This is a genomic window from Sphingomonas sp. 28-62-11, assembly GCF_002278865.1.
Taxonomy (GTDB): Bacteria; Pseudomonadota; Alphaproteobacteria; order Sphingomonadales; family Sphingomonadaceae; genus Sphingomonas.
The window spans coordinates 72,127-89,379 of record NZ_NCGB01000022.1 but is presented as its reverse complement, the minus strand read 5'-3'; the positions used below and the strand labels follow the sequence as shown (position 1 = coordinate 89,379).

Below are 17,253 nucleotides of genomic sequence, written 5' to 3'. Positions count from 1 at the left end.
TATCGGCCGCTTTTGCGCCGATTTCCGCTGGTGACCAGCTTAGGTCGAGCGTCCGGCGGTGTCACGTCGAACCAGTGTCAACAGACGGCGCGGGCACGATCGTGTGGATGTGCATGCCGACCGGATCGCCCTTGTGGCGGTTGACGATGACCGGGCGGATCCAGCGGACCTCGTAGCGCTCGCGCCTGCCCTCCATCCACACGCGGCGGATGTGCCCGCGCCGCCAGTGCGGGCGGACCTCGCGATCGGTGAGCGCCCCGCGCTCCTCGTCGCTGAGGATGCCGCGGCCGACGACCTGGATGGGGATGATGCCAAGGCGGAACGCCTCTTCGCGGGCGAGCCGGCGCTGCTTCTCGGTGCCGACGCGCAGCTTCTGCGCGAGCCGCTGCGGCGGCGCGGGCGAGTAGTCGGTCGCGACCGGCGCGGTCGTGCCGTGATCGGTAGAGAGGTAGCTCAGCACGCTCATCACCATGCCGAGCGCCGTCAGCGCGGAAGGAAGCCCCTCCTCGGCGTCGTCGGCACGCCTGGCGTCGTTCTCGGGGGCGACGGTTGTGAAGTGGCGACCGCCGGCATGTCCCGCTTCGCTCTGGTTCATCTCCTCGGCGAGGCGGGTCCAGGTGTCATGCGACGCCAGCAGCCCAGCCACCTTCTCCTCGGTCATGCGGCGCACGAAGCCGCCGACCGTCTCGTCGGCCTCCATATCCCCGGAGAGGCCGAAGGTCCTTTCGATGACGCGGGGGTAGTTCCGCTTCGTCGGCGTGCGGTCGAGCCGCCGGCACGTTATGCACAGCTGCAGCTTCCCCTCCATCCGGGTATCGACGTAGACGCCGTCGATCTCGTTGCGGGGACCGGGCAGCGACATGCCGTTGCCGGCCGGGAATGCGACGTGGAAGAAGGGGAACGGGAACCTGATGGCCGACAGTGGCAGATCGTCCGCGCTGGTGTGCTCGAGCAAGGTCATGAGCTCCGGGTCGATCGCGATCACGTTTCTGAACGAGCGCCAGAAGGTCGAGGCGTAGAGCGCGAGCGCCATCTCGCTGGAGAGGATGTCCATGAACGACGAGCTGCCGGGGCGCTGCTCGCGGCCGAAGCGCATGATGGCGTCGTTGTAGCCCTGGCCGATGACGGCGTTGAGGTCCTGGAAGAATCCGGACGTGGTCCCGCCCGAGTGCTCGTGGCGCTTGGCGGCCTGTATGCAGGCCGGGGCTTGCGGGTTGCCGAAGCGCCAGCGCGATGGGTTGATGTCGTTGAAGCGCTGCATGTGGTGCTCCTTAGCTGGGGCTGGTTGTCTGGCTGCGTTCAATAGCGGGTCCACGGATGGTCCTGGCCACGCACGTGGCGACGAAGGTGGTCGTGGCATCATCCGATAGCGCCTCGCTGATTGCGCTCTTTAGGGTTTGCTCGGTGGGCATTCTGACCAGCCTGCCTTCAGCTTCGTCCGCGAAGAATTCGGGGATGCTCGAGCCCACCGCCACGAGCACGGCGCGCAGTTTTCCAACCGATGGCTCGCTGCCTTTCATGAGGTTGGTGAAGAAGGAAGTGTTGACTTGGGCCTCTCGTGCCCATTCGTTGTTGGATAGGCCCTTGGGCCGAGGAAGCTCCATCAACCGGCGGTGGATGTCCCGAGCGCGCCCAACCCGTTCCATATCGACGGGTTTCGTCATATTTTACTCTCCCCTCCGGCTGAGTGTGCGCTAACGGCAGTTCCAGCGTGTAATTGGACCGGCATGATCGTTATTCGTATGACGCCGGATCGTCCTCGTCGAAGCGGATGATGGGATCGCCGTCATCGTGCTGACGATCTTCCCGGCGACGCTTCGATGAGATGCCTTCGATCCCGTCCTCGGGATGGCTTGGCCACGGCCGGCCCGTGAACTCGTCGATCTCGTCCTCGTCGAACAGGTTTTCCCATGGGACCTCGATGTCGCCGCGACAGCCGGGAATCGTCAGGTGACCGGCGATGACGCGCTCAAGATGGATGCGACCCTCGCGCAGCGCTCGGATCTCGGCCTTCAGGTCTCTGCGGTCCTCGTTGCCGCCCTTCAGCCGGACGCGCCGCCACAGGGCCGAGCCGCCGCGTAGCTTCATGCGCAGCGACTTCTGGTGCGAGAGGACGACGTCGATCTCGAGATCGAACCTGTCGAGCAGCCGGTGCGACACGTATGAGGAGAAGGGTCTGCCGATCGCGGCCGCCTTCAGCGTCTCGGGGAGCGAGTTGGCGGGCAGCCGGATCTCGAAGCCGGTCGAGTCCTGCGGCTTCCAGATCACGGCCAGCCTCTCGTCGAGGGCGACCGCCTCGACGAACACGGCGTCGAGGGAGCTGTATCCGCTCATCCACGGCAGCGGCGCGGGCAGATCGACGACGCGGTTGCGCTCGGCGGCAGGGGCGCGCGCGAACAGCGGCGTGATGGTGCCGCCGCCCATCCAGTCGAGCGTGTCGCTATACTTATCGCCGATGTGGATCGACGGCGCCCAGGTGGCGTCGAAGAACGCCTGCGGCTCGACGCCACCACGCTCGACGAGCAGCTTGCCGAGACCGTTGGTCTCCAGCAGGCCTGCGGGTGGCGCGGTGGTGCCGCGCCTTCGCCAGACGCGCGTCATGGCGAGCCGTCCCAGCGCCCGCACCAGCATCTCGGTCGGCGAGCCTGGACCGCGCCTGCGCCATTCCTTCATCGACGTCGTGACGATGGGGAAGGACAGGGCGAGCCCCGGTCGGATGTCGATGACGACGTCGACGCCGTAGGGGTCCTCGGTCGACTCGACCAGCCGCTCGGTGAACACGTCCAGGTCGAGCAGCGTTCCGCCATAGGCGAGCACGTTGAGTTTCAGCGCCTCGGCCGCTGCGGCATAGGCGCGCGTCGTCGCTTCGGACATGGCTGTCCTCCTGGTTGATGTGGATGTATTTCCGTCCGCGTGGCGCGCGCCTGCCGCCGATGCCATTGGGCGGGGGCGGCCTTGATGGCCTCGGTGAACTCGACGAGTTGCCACCGCAAAGCGTTCTATGAGCGGGTTTTAGAAGTGCTGTCCTGCCAGGGCGATCTGGTCGCCATCCACCGCGCGATCGCGACCGGACGACCGGTGCCCTAGCGCGATAGCCCTAGCTGCATTCCGCGCGGGTCAGGCGGGTCGGACCTCACGATCTCGTCCATGATGGCCTCGGCCCGCTTCGGTGGCACGCCGGCATCCTTCGCGAAGGTCGGCCACTCGCGCACCACGTCCCGCACTTCCTTGACGAGTCTGGCGACGCCGCCATCGTCAGCGCCGGCGTCCCTGACGGCTTTGCGCATGTTGAAGAGGCGCGGTTTCGTATGGAGGCCTCCGACGGCCATGGCATGGCCGGTCTGGGGGCTGAACGTGAGGTCGAACGCAGGCGCCAGACGCCATGAACCACGGCTGTCCATCAGGAAGCCGTGGTTGCGGACATGGTCGTCCCGGTTGGCTGCCAGCACGTTGAACGCCATGCGGCGGATCAGCTGCTCCTCGGGATTGTCGACGAGTTGCCTGCCCACCCTGATCAGATCGGAGTAGTCCGATCCGGTGAGCGGAGCGATACCGACCATGCCGCCATATGATTGGTAGTGGAAGCGCCGACCGGCGTCGTAGTCGAAGCGCTCGGCAGCGAAGAATCCGGGCCCCTTCAGTGACTCGAAGAGCTTTGTCCGCGGCATCTCGATACCCGCGGCCCGTGCCATATTCGAGTAGGCGTATTCGACGACGCCGGCGTCCGCGTCGTCATAAGCCGGCGATGGGAACTTCATGATCCAGGGCGTGTAGCCCGGACGGTCCGGCCGCGGCGTGATGGACATGTCGACGCCATCCGACGAGATGTGGGACTTTGGCCTAACACCGCCCAGTGAGCCCGCCATCCGCTCGGCCAGCGCGATCTCCTCCTTGGTGCCACCATCCACCCTGGTGATGATCTCAGCGAGATCGTCGACCGTCAGGCGCCGCAGCTCGACTCCGAGCCCTGCCGCCGGACTGTATGACAATGCTCCGACCCCGTTGCCGCCGACGAGCGCGAGCCGATCGAGGATGCCGAGATCCCGGGGATTGTATCCTGCCTCGCGGACGCGGCGATCGACCAGGTGCCTGGTCCAACCATCCGGCTGGGAGTCGCTGAAGATCGGGTGCAGCCCGTCGAAGCTATCGTATCCGTCCTGTTTCTCGGTTGTCCGCTCAAGGGTTATCGGCGATGGATTCACAGGCGTCTGGAGGATCGCCGGGTCATATTCGAACTGGGGACGGCCCTGTATCTCCGTCAGCCGGCCCAGGCGCATTTCCCCATCTGTGCCGAAGTCGAGATCGACCTCGATCTCGTCGATGCCCGGCCAGGTGCTCATCGCCGGGCCCTCTGGTAGGCCAGCATGTCATCGACCTTGGGCAGACGCGGGGCCAGGAAGGCTTCGTCGAGGCGCCACGACCATGAGAAGCAGGTGATCAGCGCGAGGAGCGTCGCCGCGTCGGCGGTTGCATCGTCCTCGAATGCGGTAATCGCCGACTCTGTGACACCGCAATGCCGTGCGAGCTGCTCGACGCTGTATCCGACTTCCTCACGCAACCGGCGCAGACGCTTTGCAAGTTCGGTCGCCGTCGGGACCGTTGGACGCGCGCCACCGCGATAGAGGTGTGACAGATCGCCAGGCTTCGCGATGTCGCGGGACGCGCGTGAAGCGTCGGCGGTCTTGTGGTCGTTCGACATGCGGTCCTCCTGCGTCTGGCGTGATCTCGGACCAGCGTTGGAACGCCGGCTTCCGGTATTGTATCTTTTTTGTTCCCCACTGGAAACCGCATCATGCGGCCTGTGCCTCGGATTCTTGGCTGAGCGCGGCTATCACCGCGCACTTCATCCACGTCGCCCTCCGCGATGCCTGCGGCGGGCGGCGGATTGCATTGCGTATGACGACCGGATCGCCGACTAGGACGACCCGCTGCGTGGCGCGCGTGAGTGCCGTGTAGAGGAGCGTACGGTCCAGGATGCGGCTGTCGGTCACGGGCACTACGACGGTCTCGAACTGCGATCCCTGTGCCTTGTGCGTGGTGATTGCCCACGCCGGCTCGAGATGGTCGAGCAGCTCGACGGGAATGGTCCGGTCGCCCTCGTCGAACCGGACCGACAGGCCGTCGTCCGTCATGCGGACGACCTTGCCGAGGCTGCCGTTCCACAGGTCGAGGTCGTAGTCGTTGACGGTCCACATGACGGGTTCGCCGCGCAGCCAGGTCGAGGGATCGAGCTTGCGGGCTGCCGCCCAGGCGTCGTGCAGCGAGGCGTTCATGGCGATCGTGCCGCCATCGGCGTGATCACCGCCACCCTTGATCGAGCCGACGATCTGCGCGGTGGGAAGGCCGCGGCGGATGGAGACGGCGGTCGCGACCACGTCGCGCGCATCGCACGTGGCGATCGACACGCCGTGATCGGCTGCAGGGTCGTAGCCGGACAGGTCGGGCAAGACGCCGTCGCGGACGGCCTGGGCGACGCCGGGGATGCCGGTCTCGGCCGCTTGGCGCATGACCTCGGTCAGCACCGTGCGCGGGATTGCGTCGACCTCGAGCAGCGCGTGGAAGGTGAGGCCGAAGCTGACAGGCGGCAGCTGGCCATCGTCGCCGACGAGCAGGAAGCGGCAGCCCTCGGGCGCCAGCAGCATGATGCGGTAGAGCGAGCCGAGGTCCACCATGCTGGCCTCGTCGATGACGATGAGCGGATTGTGCGACAGGTCGATGTTGCCAATTGCCACGCCGTTCAGCCAGCCCGCGATCGTGCGGGCCTGCTGGCCGGTGGCCTCGCGCATGCGCAGGGCCGCGCGACCCGACAGCGCCATCATCTCCACGGGCACGCCGGCGGCGGCGGCGGCGCGGCAGATCGCCTTCAGCGTGGTGGTCTTGCCGGTGCCGGCGCCGCCCACCAGCAGCGAGAAGTTCTCGGTGATCGCCATAGCCACGGCAGACGCCTGGCCCGCGTTTAGCTCGACGTCGTCAATCGAACGGTCAGGGAGTGGTAGGACGGTCGGCTTGCGCGAACAGGCAGTGAGTTCGTCCGCGATCCGCTGCGCGATCGCGTCCTCCATGAGAGCGGCGCCCGACGATTGCCAGCCGGTGGTGCGCCTGCGGATGGCCCCGAGGCGCGACGCGGTGTCGAGCACGTCGTCGCCCACGGTCACGCCCAGGAGCGCTCCAGCGGCCTTCCTGAGGGCTTCACCGCCCATCAGGGTGTCGCCGTCCCGTAGGCGGGCGTGGAGGGCCGCCTCGCACGCGGCGACCTGGCGGCGGGGATCGGTCGGCGCGACGCCCATCCGCCGGGCGATCGCGTCCGTCGTCTTCCAGCTGCTGAACGCCAGCAGCCGGTATGGATCGGCGTGCAATCGGTCCAGCGCGTCGGTGCCATAGATCGCGAGCAGCTTGGCGGCGACGTTCAGCGGGATGCCGACGCGGTCGAAGCCGGCGAGGATGCGCGGCTCGGCATCGACCATCGGCCACTCGAGCAGGATCGTCTCGACCTGCGCGCGCGAGCGTGCGTCGTCGGGCAGGACCCGCAACAGCGCGTCGCCGTCTGCGGCTTCCAGCACGTCGACCAGCTGCTCGCCATATGCGTCCCACAGCTTGTTGGCGGTCGCCTCGCCGACGCCGGGGAAGCGCTGGCCTGCCAGGAGGCGCGCGAGCAGCCGCCCTTCGGGCCGCGCCAGCTTCATGTCGGTGACGACGACCTGCGCACCGAAGCTGGGGTGGACGTCGGCGGTGCCGCGGATGTGCCAGGTCTCGCCCGTGGCGGGCGGCCTGGGCAGGTCCCTCGCCACGAAGCGGCGGCGGACGTCATTGTCGTCGTCGGCGCGGAATACGGCCATGCGCGTGCCGGCGTGCAGCACGGTGGTGACGGTGGCGCGGACGACGACGTCGGTCATCGTGGCAGGCGGCCGGTGTCCGCCAGGTGGATCTCGATCGCCTTGTAGCGGCGCATGTCTCGGCGCAGCTCGATGACCTCGGCGCGCGCGACGGCGAGCTCGCGCTGGAGCTGATCGTTGTGCCGCTTGAGCGCCTTCTTCTCGTCATCGGGGGCCGCGGCGCCAGGACGCTGGAAGGCGACCGCGACGGCATCGCCCTTTCCGGCGATCGGCGGGATGTCGTGCCGGGCGAAGCGCTCGTTGCAGAGCGCGCGGTTGCGCTCGTTCTGGTAGATTACCTGGCGTGTGGTCAGCGGGACGTCCCGCACGATGGCGGCGATGTCGCCCGACCCGTCAGGCTTGCGCGGGATGTCGGCGCCGACGCGGTCGAAGTAGGCAACCAGCGCCCGGTGGTTGGCGTCACCGCGCGCCTTATTGCTGATGTCCGGCATCTGATCACCGTTTCTTCTTGCCGGCGTCGGGGAAGCGCGTCTCAGTCCTCGCCTGGTTGAGCGGTGCCTCGAGCTCGGCTATCGTCATGCCTTTCCGCTGCGCATTGAAATGGTGGCGCGCGATCATTTCCAGCAGGTTGTCGACCTTCTTCTCCAATGTGGCATTCTCGTCCTCGAGCCGCTTGATCCGCTGAGCGGTCACCTCCTCATGCACCGGCCGGCGCTTCCTGGGCGGCTTGCCTTCAGCGAGGCCGAGACGGCGCTTGTCGAACGCGGCCTCGATCTCGGCGTGCTTGAACATGCCGATGCGCGACAGCTTCCAGCCCAGGCAGGTCTCGACCCTGGTCTCGAGCGTCGGGCCTGTCAGCCGGCCCCACTCGACCGTCCAGCGTTCGATCAGCGCGATGATCTTCTCCTTGCGCTCCGGCGTGATCGGGATGCGACTGCGGCCCGGTTTCTTCTCCTGGGTCATGCCGCCTCTTCCCTTGCTGCTTCGATGTGGACGGGCGACGAACTGTTCGGCTGGATGAGCGTGCCGTCCGGGATGCTGGTGTCGTCGTGATACGCGAGGATGCGGTTCAGGCTGTCGAGCTTGGCGCGCATCGTCCTGTAGTGGTTAGACGCTCCGCGCGTGCCTTCTTCCATCTCGACTTCGAGGCGTGCGAGCACCCATGCCGTGTCGGCGCGCATCACCTCGATGCGACCGCGGTGCTTCGCATCGCCCTTGATGAACACGAACGACGCGCAGGTGGAGCACGCTCCGAATTCGGGGCACGGTGCGGTGTTCCAGTCGTGGATGCAGAATCCAATCTCGGTCACATGCGCCGTCGCGACGATCACGTCGCGAAAACTCTCCTGCTCAATAGGGTCCCGCTTTGTGTGGATATCAGCGAGCACGCCGATGGCCATGCCCTTGGCCAGCGGCTCACGCACCACCGCGGCCAGCTCCGTAGGGGTCAGGTGGTCGTATTCCGCGTTTTGCGCGATCTCGTCCCTTCCTGACCAGCGCGCGATCAGTTGCTGTTCGAGTCCGCCCGACTGGGCCAGCGTGTTGAGCCAGTGCCTGAACTGGTGCGTCCGGGCGCTGAGATCCGGCCGGTTGAGCAGGCGCGAGAAGCCGGACTGGACGACCGTCTTGCCGTTCTCGCGCCTGCCGCCGAGGAAGTCCCGGACCTGCTGGTCGCTAGTGATCTCGAGCAGGCAGGGGATCGTCGCCCGCTTGGCGTGGTGCTGGTTGGCGAAGCTGACGAACAGCCGCTTGTGGAGCGGTGACTCGGCCCGACCCGGCGCCACCGAGGGCATCATGCGCAGCAGCGCCGCCTCCAGGTCCGGCCGGGCGACCACCCTCCTCGTCTTGGCCCCGAACTGGCGGGACGCGTATTGCTGATCGCTGAGCGGGACGCCGTTGGCGTTGAGCCACAGCAGCGCCGCAGACGGTGCACTGAAGCCGAGGACGCGCTGAACGTCCTTGACCGTAAACGCGTCGTCCGCGGTGGGCGGGATATCTGCCGGCAGCCAAGCTCGACCCGGATTGTCCACCAGCCAATTCGCAAGCTCGTGCGCGCCGGCCGTCGCCAGCCGGATCCGCTCGATGGCGGACTTGGCCACGTCGACCATGACCGTGGGGATCCACTTGATGTCGGGGTCCCCGCTCTTTTCCTTCCAGTAGCGGATGCCGTAACGCATCACAGGGAGGCCATCAGGGTCGAACACCGGACCGTCAGGTCCTTCCTTCTGCTCCTCGACCTCGCAGTCGTACGCGATGCGCAGGACCTCGATGATGCGCCAAGGGGCGCAATGAAGGAGCACGACGCAGCCCATCAGGATGGCGTCGCTCGGGTTGTCGATGATCTGCCAGATCTCGGCGAGCGCGTCGAAGACCTCAGCTTCGGGGATCTTGTCGGCACGCGCAGTGACCGCGAGGTCGGATGTCCGGTCACGCGCGTTGCTGGTCTTCTTGATCGGATTCTTCCAATCGAGCCGCATCGGCGTCACGCCGTGCTTGTCGATGAAGCGGGCTATCTCCTCCAAGGCGACCCCGAGCTTGTATCGCTTGATCCCGCTGGCACGCTCGAGGATGCGCCTGGCGGCGGCGTCGAAGTCCTCGGTCAGCAGCATGCAGGGGTCGTTATTCCGCGATTGCAGCTCCTCGCCCAGATCACGCGCGGCATGCACGATGGCGATGAGCGGATCGGCAGTCTGCGGTCGCGCGTCCTGCTTAAGGCGGACAATCGCCTTCACGAAGGCGCCGAACGGCTCACCGAGAGCGGTGCGTCCTTTCATGCTCTTGGACGTGCCGCCCTCGTGGGTCGTGTAGTAGATCCTGGCCGCCGTCTGCGACTTGTTGCTGGGTCGCGGACAGCTCTTCGTCACGTCCCACACGGGCTCGTCGAAGGCCAGATCCGACCCGAAGGCGGCGCAATCGTAGCGTGCGCGCCTGATGACCTCCGCGAGCGCCGAGCGCGCGGTGCGCTCTGGGATGGTGACGAGCCGCTCAAGCATGGTTCGGCTCCTCGCCAGCGCGCTTGGCCTCGATCCTCGCGATTGTGTCCTTCACCGCGTCGATGAGTTCGTCCTCGATCCCGATCATCTTCGGATGAAGCCCAAGGTGGGCGCGCTCTTCTCGGGCGCGCTGCAGCTGATCGAGAACTTCCTGGTGCGGACCATTCATCCATGCCTGGAACTTGACGCAGGTGTAGCACGCATAGGGGGCGGTGATGCCGCAGAAGCGGAACTCGCCGCAGTTGCCGATGACCTCGACCTGGTTGGTTGCAGGATCGGCGAGGAAGCGTCGACTGGCCTCGTCATCGCCCCTGACGGCCTCGGTTTCGGATCGGATGATCCCGGCGAACGCTTGCGCACGCGGCGCGAGGGCCGTCGTCATCGCGGCATCGATCGGGTCGACGATGTCGGAGTGGATTTCCCAGTAGACGGGCACGTTCTGAAGGTCGCTGTGGTCGAGGACATCGGCGACCGCGGCCTGCGATGCCCCGTTCGCGACCATCCTGCTCGGCAGGGTGTAGCGGAAGCGGCGGCACGTGACCTCGAGCGGTTTTCCGCCGTAGGTCGTAATTCCCAGGCGAAGGACGGCACGTTGCAGCAGCCGGGTGAAGGCTGCCGCCGACATATGGGCCTGCCACTGGTCGTCGAACGTGAAGCGCTTACGCAGGGTGCCCTTGCGGATGAGCGGCCGAGCGTCGTTCTCGAACGTCGGTCGGGTCTGGCTCCACTCGATCAGGTCCTGGACGATCTCGCCATACAGGCCAGTGAGCTTCCGTTGCCTGAAGGATGATCGCGATAGTGCCTCGCCCTTCTTGTGCCGGGGGATGCTGATGATCCAAGCCGCGATCTCGTCGCCCGAGCGCAGCGGCTCGACATCCTCCTCTCGCATGGAGGCGAACTGGCTCGAGTTCGAGCCGAATGCCAGCGCTAGAGCCAGCGCAGCCTGTTCGGGCAACGGCATCGACCCGGTGAGCCGCACAGCACGCAAGGCTGTGACGATGGCCGAGACCTCCCGTGCGGTCAGCGGTCCTTCGTCGGGATCGCGGGATCGCACCGCCTTGCCCTTCTTGTTCCCGCCGATCCGCCAGTCTTCGATCTGGTCTAACACGCCTTGTTCGAAGCCGTCGTATGCGTTCTGCGTGCACCAGCGATACATCGCGCGGCCGTAGTGCAGCTTCCATTGGTCTTCCTGCCCCAGATAGTCGCGCGCTTGGCTGAGCGCGAGGTAGGGAATCGTTTCGCCGGCCACCGCTGCGTGTTGGAAGGCTGGCATCCGGATCAGGATGCCGATCTGGTGAAACGCGTTCCCCACGGCCGCCGGTGAACCGCTCTTGATGAGGTGGACTAGGTAACCCTTGATGGCATCAAGGGCGATGCAATCCGCCAGCGGGAAGTTGGCCCAGTTGATTGAAGCCGAACGCATTGCGTCGTTCATGCGCCAGACGGTGCCAGACACGTCCACGGGCAGTCCGGCGCGGTCCACGACGATCTGATCGCGCGGCGGCCACCTACGGGCGGGGCCCGCAACGGCGGCGATTGGCGAACTGGCCGTCACGCCGCAGCTTTGATTGGAACGGACGGCGCATGAAGCGCGCGTAGGATGTTGGTTGCTTCGCGCACGATCTCGGAGTGGGCGTAGCGCACGTCCTGCTCGGACGTCTTGTTCCAACCCATGATGTAGTTGTTGATGATGCGGCGGAACGCTTGCGTCCATCCATATTCAGCGGCCAGCCGCCGGAACCGGGAGTTCCAGGTGTGGCGCAGCTTGTGGGACGACAGGTCTGCTGGCAAATCGTCGGGGAACCGTGCCCGCAGCGTTTGGAAGATGTCATACTGTGCGTCAAGCGACATCGCCGCGCCGCCGATGGTCTCCAGGAAGACGAAGGGGTTCCTCTTGTGGCCCGGCAGCTTGGTGCGCCACTTCATGATGTACTCGTCCATCGAGAAGGCGAGCAGCGGGCTGATGGGCAGATCTCGACCGGCCGTCTTGACCAGCGGCGGATCCGTGCGGTGCTCCTCCGGATCGTTGGGATTCGGCACGATGCTGATGCCGGGCTGCCGGCCAGCCACGTTGACGTGCTCTGACTTCAACACGAGCGGTTCGGCCTCCCGCATGCCGAGCTCGACGAAGAACAGCACCAAGCAGAAGTTGCGGTGCCGCGTGTGCGGGGCGAACGGATTGCGCGGATCGTCAGGACGGATGACCTGCATCAGGAAGTCGAGCTCTTCGTCGGTTAGGGCTTCGCGCTGCTTCTGCTTGCTACCGCTGATGTTGGCGACGACGTTCTTCAGGACGGCGAGTCGCGCGTTGACGAGGTAAACACGCGAGTGGTCGGTCATGGCGAGTGAGATGTGAGACATCCGCCACTCCACGAACGCCAGGACGCGCTTCATCCTGTCCTTGTGGGTGTTGCCCACGACGACGCGCTTGACCTTCATCTTCCCGACGTCGAGCGGCGTCTTCTTGCTGGTGCGCATGAATTCGGAGAGGTTCTCGATCTCCATCGGGGAGAACAGCTCGCCGGACTCGAGGCGTTGGGAGATGTCGATGCCCTCGTCCTCGGCCCACTCATAGAGCAGGCAGAGCGAGTCGACGACACGGTTGGCGAGGTTGATCGACTTCTGCCGGAGCTTGGCCAGCGCATAGCGCAGCGCCCATGCATCGGGCAGGTCAGTGCTCCTCGCGCACATGAATGCGAACCGCTCGCCATTGTCGAAGCGGACGTTCTTGCGGTAATACGGACCCAGCTTCTTTTCGGCTGACGGCTTCATCGACCCTGTTCTCGCGGCAATAAGCAAAGAACGTATGAAGAACCTGTCTGCGTTGCAACTCGTTGCGGAGAGCCCGGTAATGATCGATTCATAATGGGACGAAAAACGGGCCCCTAGTTACAATTAGGAGCCCGTTATCAGACTGCGTTATGACCACAGGCTTAGTTACAACCGGATCTGCGACTTTGTCTCCGTAATTCGAGGTTAGTTACAGATTTAGTTACACCCCCGGAGTCAGAACGGAACGTCGTCATCGAGATCGTCGGGGAAGCCACCACCGCTGTTGCCGCCGCCAAAGCCGCCGCCGCCACGATTGCCACCGCCGCGCGCGGGGGCTGAACCGCTGCTGCCGAAATCATCGCGACCGCCGTCCCAGTCGCCACCGCCACCGCCACCGCCACCCATGCCGCCGCCCGAACCGCCACCAGCACCCGGCGCGCCATCGAGCATCGTCAGTACGCTGTTGAAGCCCTGCAGGACGATCTCGGTCGAATAACGATCATTGCCGCTGGCGTCCTGCCATTTGCGGGTCTTCAGTGCGCCCTCGATATAGACCTTCGATCCTTTGCGCAGATAACGCTCGGCCACATTGGCCAGCCCTTCGTTGAAGATCGCCACCGAATGCCATTCGGTCGCTTCCTTGCGCTCACCGGTGTTCTTGTCTTTCCAGCTGTCAGACGTGGCGATGCGCAGGTTCACCACCTTGCCGCCATTCTGGAAGGTCTTGCTTTCGGGATCACGACCCAGATTGCCGACGATGATCACCTTGTTGACGCTGCCCGCCATATTCTTCTTCCTACAAACCGAGTGCGATTGCTGACCAATATGTAGCTCCGGCAGCGACATATGCCAGCACGAACAAATAGCCGACCATGAAGGCGGGCCATTTCCAGCTGTTGGTCTCGCGCCGGGTAACGGCAATCGTCGAAATGCACTGCGGCGCAAACACGAACCACATCAGGAAGGCGAGTGCCGTCGGCAGGCTCCAATGTGTGCGCAAGTTGGCAGCCAGCGCCTTTTGTCCGCTCTCCCCGTCCGGATTGTCGATCGCATAAACCGTCGCCAATGCCGCCACCGCTACCTCGCGTGCCGCCATCGCCGGGATCAGCGCAAGCGCAATGTCGCGATCGAACCCAATCGGTTTCAGCACCACCGCCAGCCCATTGGCGACACGCCCCGCGACCGAATAGTTTACCGGCGAAACCGGGCTGCCCTCAGGCGGTTTGGGAAAACTCAGCAACAGCCATAAAGCGATCGTGGAATAGAGAATGATCGTGCCCGCGCGTCGCAGGAAAATCTCCACGCGGCCCCACAGCCCCTGTGCCACATCGCGCGCACGAGGCAGTTGGTACTTCGGCATTTCCATCATGAAACCCGATGAAGCCCCTTTGGTCACCGTCTTGCGCAGCACCAGCGCGGCGATAAATGCGCCGACCACACCCATCACATACAGGCCGAACATCACCACCCCCTGCAGCCCGATGAAAGGCAGCACCGGGGTGTTGGGGATCAGCGCGGCGATAATCAGCGTGTAGACCGGCAGGCGCGCCGAACAGGTCATCAGCGGCGCAATCAGGATCGTCGTCAGCCGGTCCTTCTCATCCTCGATCGTGCGGGTCGCCATGATGCCAGGCACGGCGCAGGCAAAGCTCGACAGCAACGGAATAAAGGCGCGACCCGACAGGCCGACGCTCGCCATCACCCGGTCCATCAAGAAGGCGGCGCGCACCATGTATCCGCTCGCCTCGAGCAGCAGGATGAAGAAAAACAGAATCATGATCTGCGGTAGAAACACGATTACCGCGCCTACGCCTGCGATCACGCCGTCGACGATCAGCGATGGGAAGAAACCCTCGCCAAACCGGGCGGTAATCGCATCGCCGATTGCGCTGAACCCGCGATCGATCAGGTCGGCAGGCACCGTGGCCCAGCTGAACACCGCCTGGAACATCAGGAACAGGATCGTCGCCAGCAACATCATCCCCCACACCGGGTGCAGCGCGATCTCGTCGAGCGTGTGCGTCCAGCGGCGGGTGGGGGTTTCGGAAATCGTCGCCGCCATCGCAATCGTTCGGGCGCGGCGCTGCAACGTGACGATATCTTCCTGCACGCTCCCGTCGCTTGCCCGCAGCCGTGTGACGGCGCCGGTGCCGATCATGTCGCTCACTTGCGCCTTCAGCACGTCGAGCCCGCGCTTGCGCACAGCAACCGTCGGCACCACGGGTACACCAAGCTCAGCAGATAGCCGTTCCGGATCGAGCACCAGCCCGTCGCGCTCGGCCAGATCGACCATGTTGAGCGCCACCACCACCGGCAGGCCAAGCGCGATCAGCTGCAGCGTGAAGCGGAGGTGATTGTCCAGATTGGCGGCATCCACTACCACGATCAGCGCATCGGGCAGTCGTTCGCCCGCTTGCGTGCCGGTCAACACGTCACGCGTCACCCGTTCGTCGGGGCTGCCTGGATCGAGCGAATAGGCGCCGGGCAGATCAACCAGCTCGACCGGGCGACCATCGGGCAGCGCAAGCCGCCCCGAATGCCGCTCCACTGTAACGCCCGGATAATTGCCCACTTTCTGTCGCGCACCGGTCAGTGCGTTGAACAGCGCGCTTTTGCCGGCATTGGGATTGCCGACCAGCGCCACCAGCGGGATTGTGGTCATGTCCGCGAGGTCACTTCCGTCGGATCATTCTGCCGGGGAAAGCGGCCGGACGTGGATCGTTCCCGCCACCACCCGGCGCAGCGCCACCGTCATCCGGCCAATCCGGCACGCAATCGGCCCGCCGCCCAATGTGGCGCGGTGGAGCACTTCAACGCCAACGCCCTCGTCGAAACCCAGTTCGCGCAAGCGCCGCGCCTCGGGTTCGGCCAGCCGCGACCAATCAATCGCCGCGACGGTCGCCGATTGGCGAGTCGGCAGTTTCTCAAGGGTCAGCTTATCGGTCACGCCTTCGCGGATACGCCCATTGCGATTGATTATCAATAACCGCTGTGGTGATCACACGACCGGGTAGCGAAGCCGACCGATAAAGCGCGACAGGCTCGGGAAATTCTCGGTCCGTGCGACGAAACCGGCCTTGGCCTTCTCGAACCGCATGATTCCTTCGATCCGGCGGGCCAGGAAAGCGCGGGTATCGGCCCAATCCTCGCTCTCATCATTGATGAAAACCGTGATGGTGGAGGCATAGACCGCCCCCAGAATCGTTCGCTTGGTATAGTGGTTGTAATCGGTTGCGGTATCGCCAGCCTGACGCCAAATCAGATCGACCGTCCGCCAGCCGAGCCGGGCCGCCCGGGCGATATTTTGTGGCATCGCCAGCACGGCAAGCGCCCGGCGCAGCGCTTCGCGATTATCGGCCACCACTGCCAGCCTCGCCTCGACAAGGGCGGTAATCTTGGCGCGCACCTTCATCCGCTCAAGCGCGACGGCAGGCACGGCGATCGTCATGGCATCGTCGACATGCGCGAACCACGCATCGATCATCGCCACGGCGCCGTCGGCAAAGGCCAGTCGCGCGATATCCTGATCGAATCCGGCCTGCTCGGCCGCCAGCATCAGCGCTTCGTTGGTCCAACCATCAAACGCTGCATTATCGGCAATCAGCGGGGCAAGCGCCGCGCGGATCTCGTCAAGCGTCGGATCGGCGGGAAGGGCAACGGGCATGATCAATCTCCTTGGAGGGCCCGTTCTAGCGATCGTCCCGTGCCGCGCCAAGCGGTGCCGGTCGACGCACAAGCACCAATGCAATCGCCACCAGCACGCCGCCGACCAGATCGGCGAGCCCCAATTGTTCGCGAAACACCACCCAGCCGGTGATGGCGGCGACGATTGGCTGGATCAGCAGGCCGATCCCGATGACGAGCGGGCTCAGCTTGCCAAGCGCATAGATCATCATCCCTTGCCCCACCACCTGGCTGGCCAGCGCCAGCCCGATTAGCGGCCCCCAATGATCAGGGATGATCCGTTCGCCCAGCGCGAGCGCCATCAACAGTAGCGGCAATATGCTCGCGACGGTCGAAACCCCCAGCGCCGGCACGGCCGCCATCGTCTCCCGTGCGCGCGCCATCAGGATGAAATAGCCGGTATAGAGAATGCCCGCGAGCAGGCAGAGCAAGTCGCCGACCAGATGGGCCGGGCTCAGTTCATAGGATCGCCCCATCAACAGTCCGCCGCCAATCGTTGCGAGCAGCAAGGCGATCCCTTGCACCCGACTGGGCAGCGCGCGCGCGATCAGGAAACCGTATATGGGATAGAATAAGGTCGCTGAATTGCCGAACAGCGTGGCATTGGCGAGCGTGGTGCCGAGAATACCGAGGTGCCAGCTCGCCAGATCGGCGGCGAAGAATATCCCGGCAAAGGCAACGATTGCCCAGATCGACCTGCCGACAGCCTGTGGCCGCCAACCACTGCCCAGCGCGATCGCAATCAACAGCGGGGCGGCCAGCGTGATCCGCCAGAATGCCGATGCGACCGGTCCCGTATCAGCGATCCGCACGAACAAGGGGCCAAAGGCGAGCGCGACATTGGCGATCACCAGCGCAGCCAGCGCGGTGGCCGGGGGGGCAGAAGGGGCGGGAATCGTCGAAGCGGCCATGATGGTTGGTTTCTGCAGGCCTATTATTTCTTGGGATCGTTTCAGGTGCATCGCCGCGCA

General features: G+C 65.1%; 17 protein-coding genes. 1 reads left to right on the top strand and 16 read right to left on the bottom strand.

The features are described from left to right. Positions 1-61 precede the first annotated feature (61 nt). The 3 genes from B7Y49_RS09205 to B7Y49_RS09195 all read right to left on the bottom strand — a co-directional run bounded on the left by B7Y49_RS09205 (position 62) and on the right by B7Y49_RS09195 (position 2,874). Entirely contained in the window at positions 62-1,261 is a 1,200-nt protein-coding gene (locus B7Y49_RS09205; RefSeq protein WP_374127291.1) for a hypothetical protein, read from the bottom strand. A gap of 10 nt (positions 1,262-1,271) precedes the next feature. After that, the gene (locus B7Y49_RS09200; RefSeq protein WP_374127290.1) at positions 1,272-1,664 is read right to left on the bottom strand and encodes a hypothetical protein; all 393 of its coding nucleotides are present in this window, start codon (positions 1,662-1,664) and stop codon (positions 1,272-1,274) included. 70 nt (positions 1,665-1,734) lie between these two features. Further along, positions 1,735-2,874: a hypothetical protein gene (locus B7Y49_RS09195; RefSeq protein ID WP_374127289.1), complete on the bottom strand. Its 1,140-nt coding sequence runs from the start codon at positions 2,872-2,874 to the stop codon at positions 1,735-1,737. An 84-nt stretch (positions 2,875-2,958) separates the two neighbouring features. On the opposite strand from B7Y49_RS09195, the gene B7Y49_RS09190 reads away from it, so the two are divergent. Further along, positions 2,959-3,087, top strand: a complete 129-nt coding sequence (locus tag B7Y49_RS09190; RefSeq protein WP_374127288.1) for a hypothetical protein — start codon at positions 2,959-2,961, stop codon at positions 3,085-3,087. Here the strand turns inward: B7Y49_RS09190 and B7Y49_RS09185 are convergent. The 13 genes from B7Y49_RS09185 to B7Y49_RS09125 form a co-directional block, all read right to left on the bottom strand. After that, positions 3,084-4,340 carry a type II toxin-antitoxin system HipA family toxin gene (locus B7Y49_RS09185; RefSeq protein WP_374127287.1) on the bottom strand — a complete coding sequence of 419 codons (1,257 nt, stop codon included), beginning with the start codon at positions 4,338-4,340 and terminating at the stop codon, positions 3,084-3,086. The genes B7Y49_RS09190 and B7Y49_RS09185 overlap by 4 nt on opposite strands. Next, positions 4,337-4,699 carry a helix-turn-helix domain-containing protein gene (locus B7Y49_RS09180; RefSeq protein WP_374127286.1) on the bottom strand — a complete coding sequence of 121 codons (363 nt, stop codon included), beginning with the start codon at positions 4,697-4,699 and terminating at the stop codon, positions 4,337-4,339. Before B7Y49_RS09180 ends, B7Y49_RS09185 begins: the two co-directional genes overlap by 4 nt. A gap of 91 nt (positions 4,700-4,790) precedes the next feature. Next, the gene (locus B7Y49_RS09175) at positions 4,791-6,893 is read right to left on the bottom strand and encodes a helicase HerA-like domain-containing protein (protein ID WP_374127285.1); all 2,103 of its coding nucleotides are present in this window, start codon (positions 6,891-6,893) and stop codon (positions 4,791-4,793) included. Then, positions 6,890-7,324: a hypothetical protein gene (locus B7Y49_RS09170; protein WP_374127284.1), complete on the bottom strand. Its 435-nt coding sequence runs from the start codon at positions 7,322-7,324 to the stop codon at positions 6,890-6,892. Before B7Y49_RS09170 ends, B7Y49_RS09175 begins: the two co-directional genes overlap by 4 nt. A 4-nt stretch (positions 7,325-7,328) precedes the next feature. After that, positions 7,329-7,796 (bottom strand): hypothetical protein, encoded by a 468-nt coding sequence (locus B7Y49_RS09165; protein WP_374127283.1) that lies wholly within the window; start codon positions 7,794-7,796, stop codon positions 7,329-7,331. Next, positions 7,793-9,826, bottom strand: a complete 2,034-nt coding sequence (locus B7Y49_RS09160) for a hypothetical protein (protein WP_374127282.1) — start codon at positions 9,824-9,826, stop codon at positions 7,793-7,795. The genes B7Y49_RS09165 and B7Y49_RS09160 overlap by 4 nt, the downstream gene beginning before the upstream one ends. Further along, the gene (locus B7Y49_RS09155) at positions 9,819-11,381 is read right to left on the bottom strand and encodes a tyrosine-type recombinase/integrase (RefSeq protein ID WP_374127281.1); all 1,563 of its coding nucleotides are present in this window, start codon (positions 11,379-11,381) and stop codon (positions 9,819-9,821) included. Before B7Y49_RS09155 ends, B7Y49_RS09160 begins: the two co-directional genes overlap by 8 nt. Further along, positions 11,378-12,598: a hypothetical protein gene (locus tag B7Y49_RS09150; RefSeq protein WP_374127280.1), complete on the bottom strand. Its 1,221-nt coding sequence runs from the start codon at positions 12,596-12,598 to the stop codon at positions 11,378-11,380. The genes B7Y49_RS09155 and B7Y49_RS09150 overlap by 4 nt, the downstream gene beginning before the upstream one ends. A gap of 234 nt (positions 12,599-12,832) precedes the next feature. After that, positions 12,833-13,384, bottom strand: coding sequence for a single-stranded DNA-binding protein (gene ssb / locus B7Y49_RS09145; RefSeq protein WP_374127279.1), 552 nt, complete (start codon positions 13,382-13,384; stop codon positions 12,833-12,835). A 10-nt stretch (positions 13,385-13,394) separates the two neighbouring features. Next, a complete protein-coding gene (locus B7Y49_RS09140; RefSeq protein WP_374127278.1) occupies positions 13,395-15,260 on the bottom strand; it encodes a ferrous iron transporter B in 1,866 nt (621 codons plus the stop codon). 24 nt (positions 15,261-15,284) lie between these two features. After that, on the bottom strand, positions 15,285-15,545 hold the full coding sequence (locus B7Y49_RS09135; RefSeq protein ID WP_374127277.1) for a ferrous iron transport protein A: 261 nt from the start codon (positions 15,543-15,545) through the stop codon (positions 15,285-15,287). A 51-nt stretch (positions 15,546-15,596) separates the two neighbouring features. Next, the gene (locus B7Y49_RS09130) at positions 15,597-16,262 is read right to left on the bottom strand and encodes a COQ9 family protein (protein ID WP_374127276.1); all 666 of its coding nucleotides are present in this window, start codon (positions 16,260-16,262) and stop codon (positions 15,597-15,599) included. Between the two features lie 25 nt (positions 16,263-16,287). Continuing rightward, a complete protein-coding gene (locus B7Y49_RS09125; RefSeq protein ID WP_374127275.1) occupies positions 16,288-17,193 on the bottom strand; it encodes a DMT family transporter in 906 nt (301 codons plus the stop codon). Between the last annotated feature and the right edge of the window lie 60 nt (positions 17,194-17,253).

Excerpts from the sequence above, each read along its gene's own strand:
- B7Y49_RS09170 (WP_374127284.1), bottom strand. The coding sequence starts at position 7,324 with ATGCCGGACATCAGCAATAAGGCGCGCGGTGACGCCAACCACCGGGCG.
- B7Y49_RS09150 (WP_374127280.1), bottom strand. The coding sequence starts at position 12,598 with ATGAAGCCGTCAGCCGAAAAGAAGCTGGGTCCGTATTACCGCAAGAAC.
- B7Y49_RS09165 (WP_374127283.1), bottom strand. The coding sequence starts at position 7,796 with ATGACCCAGGAGAAGAAACCGGGCCGCAGTCGCATCCCGATCACGCCG.
- ssb (WP_374127279.1), bottom strand. The coding sequence starts at position 13,384 with ATGGCGGGCAGCGTCAACAAGGTGATCATCGTCGGCAATCTGGGTCGT.
- B7Y49_RS09195 (WP_374127289.1), bottom strand. The coding sequence starts at position 2,874 with ATGTCCGAAGCGACGACGCGCGCCTATGCCGCAGCGGCCGAGGCGCTG.
- B7Y49_RS09175 (WP_374127285.1), bottom strand. The coding sequence starts at position 6,893 with ATGACCGACGTCGTCGTCCGCGCCACCGTCACCACCGTGCTGCACGCC.
- B7Y49_RS09180 (WP_374127286.1), bottom strand. The coding sequence starts at position 4,699 with ATGTCGAACGACCACAAGACCGCCGACGCTTCACGCGCGTCCCGCGAC.
- B7Y49_RS09160 (WP_374127282.1), bottom strand. The coding sequence starts at position 9,826 with ATGCTTGAGCGGCTCGTCACCATCCCAGAGCGCACCGCGCGCTCGGCG.
- B7Y49_RS09205 (WP_374127291.1), bottom strand. The coding sequence starts at position 1,261 with ATGCAGCGCTTCAACGACATCAACCCATCGCGCTGGCGCTTCGGCAAC.
- B7Y49_RS09200 (WP_374127290.1), bottom strand. The coding sequence starts at position 1,664 with ATGACGAAACCCGTCGATATGGAACGGGTTGGGCGCGCTCGGGACATC.
- B7Y49_RS09140 (WP_374127278.1), bottom strand. The coding sequence starts at position 15,260 with ATGACCACAATCCCGCTGGTGGCGCTGGTCGGCAATCCCAATGCCGGC.
- B7Y49_RS09130 (WP_374127276.1), bottom strand. The coding sequence starts at position 16,262 with ATGCCCGTTGCCCTTCCCGCCGATCCGACGCTTGACGAGATCCGCGCG.
- B7Y49_RS09190 (WP_374127288.1), top strand. The coding sequence starts at position 2,959 with ATGGCCTCGGTGAACTCGACGAGTTGCCACCGCAAAGCGTTCTATGAG.
- B7Y49_RS09125 (WP_374127275.1), bottom strand. The coding sequence starts at position 17,193 with ATGGCCGCTTCGACGATTCCCGCCCCTTCTGCCCCCCCGGCCACCGCG.
- B7Y49_RS09185 (WP_374127287.1), bottom strand. The coding sequence starts at position 4,340 with ATGAGCACCTGGCCGGGCATCGACGAGATCGAGGTCGATCTCGACTTC.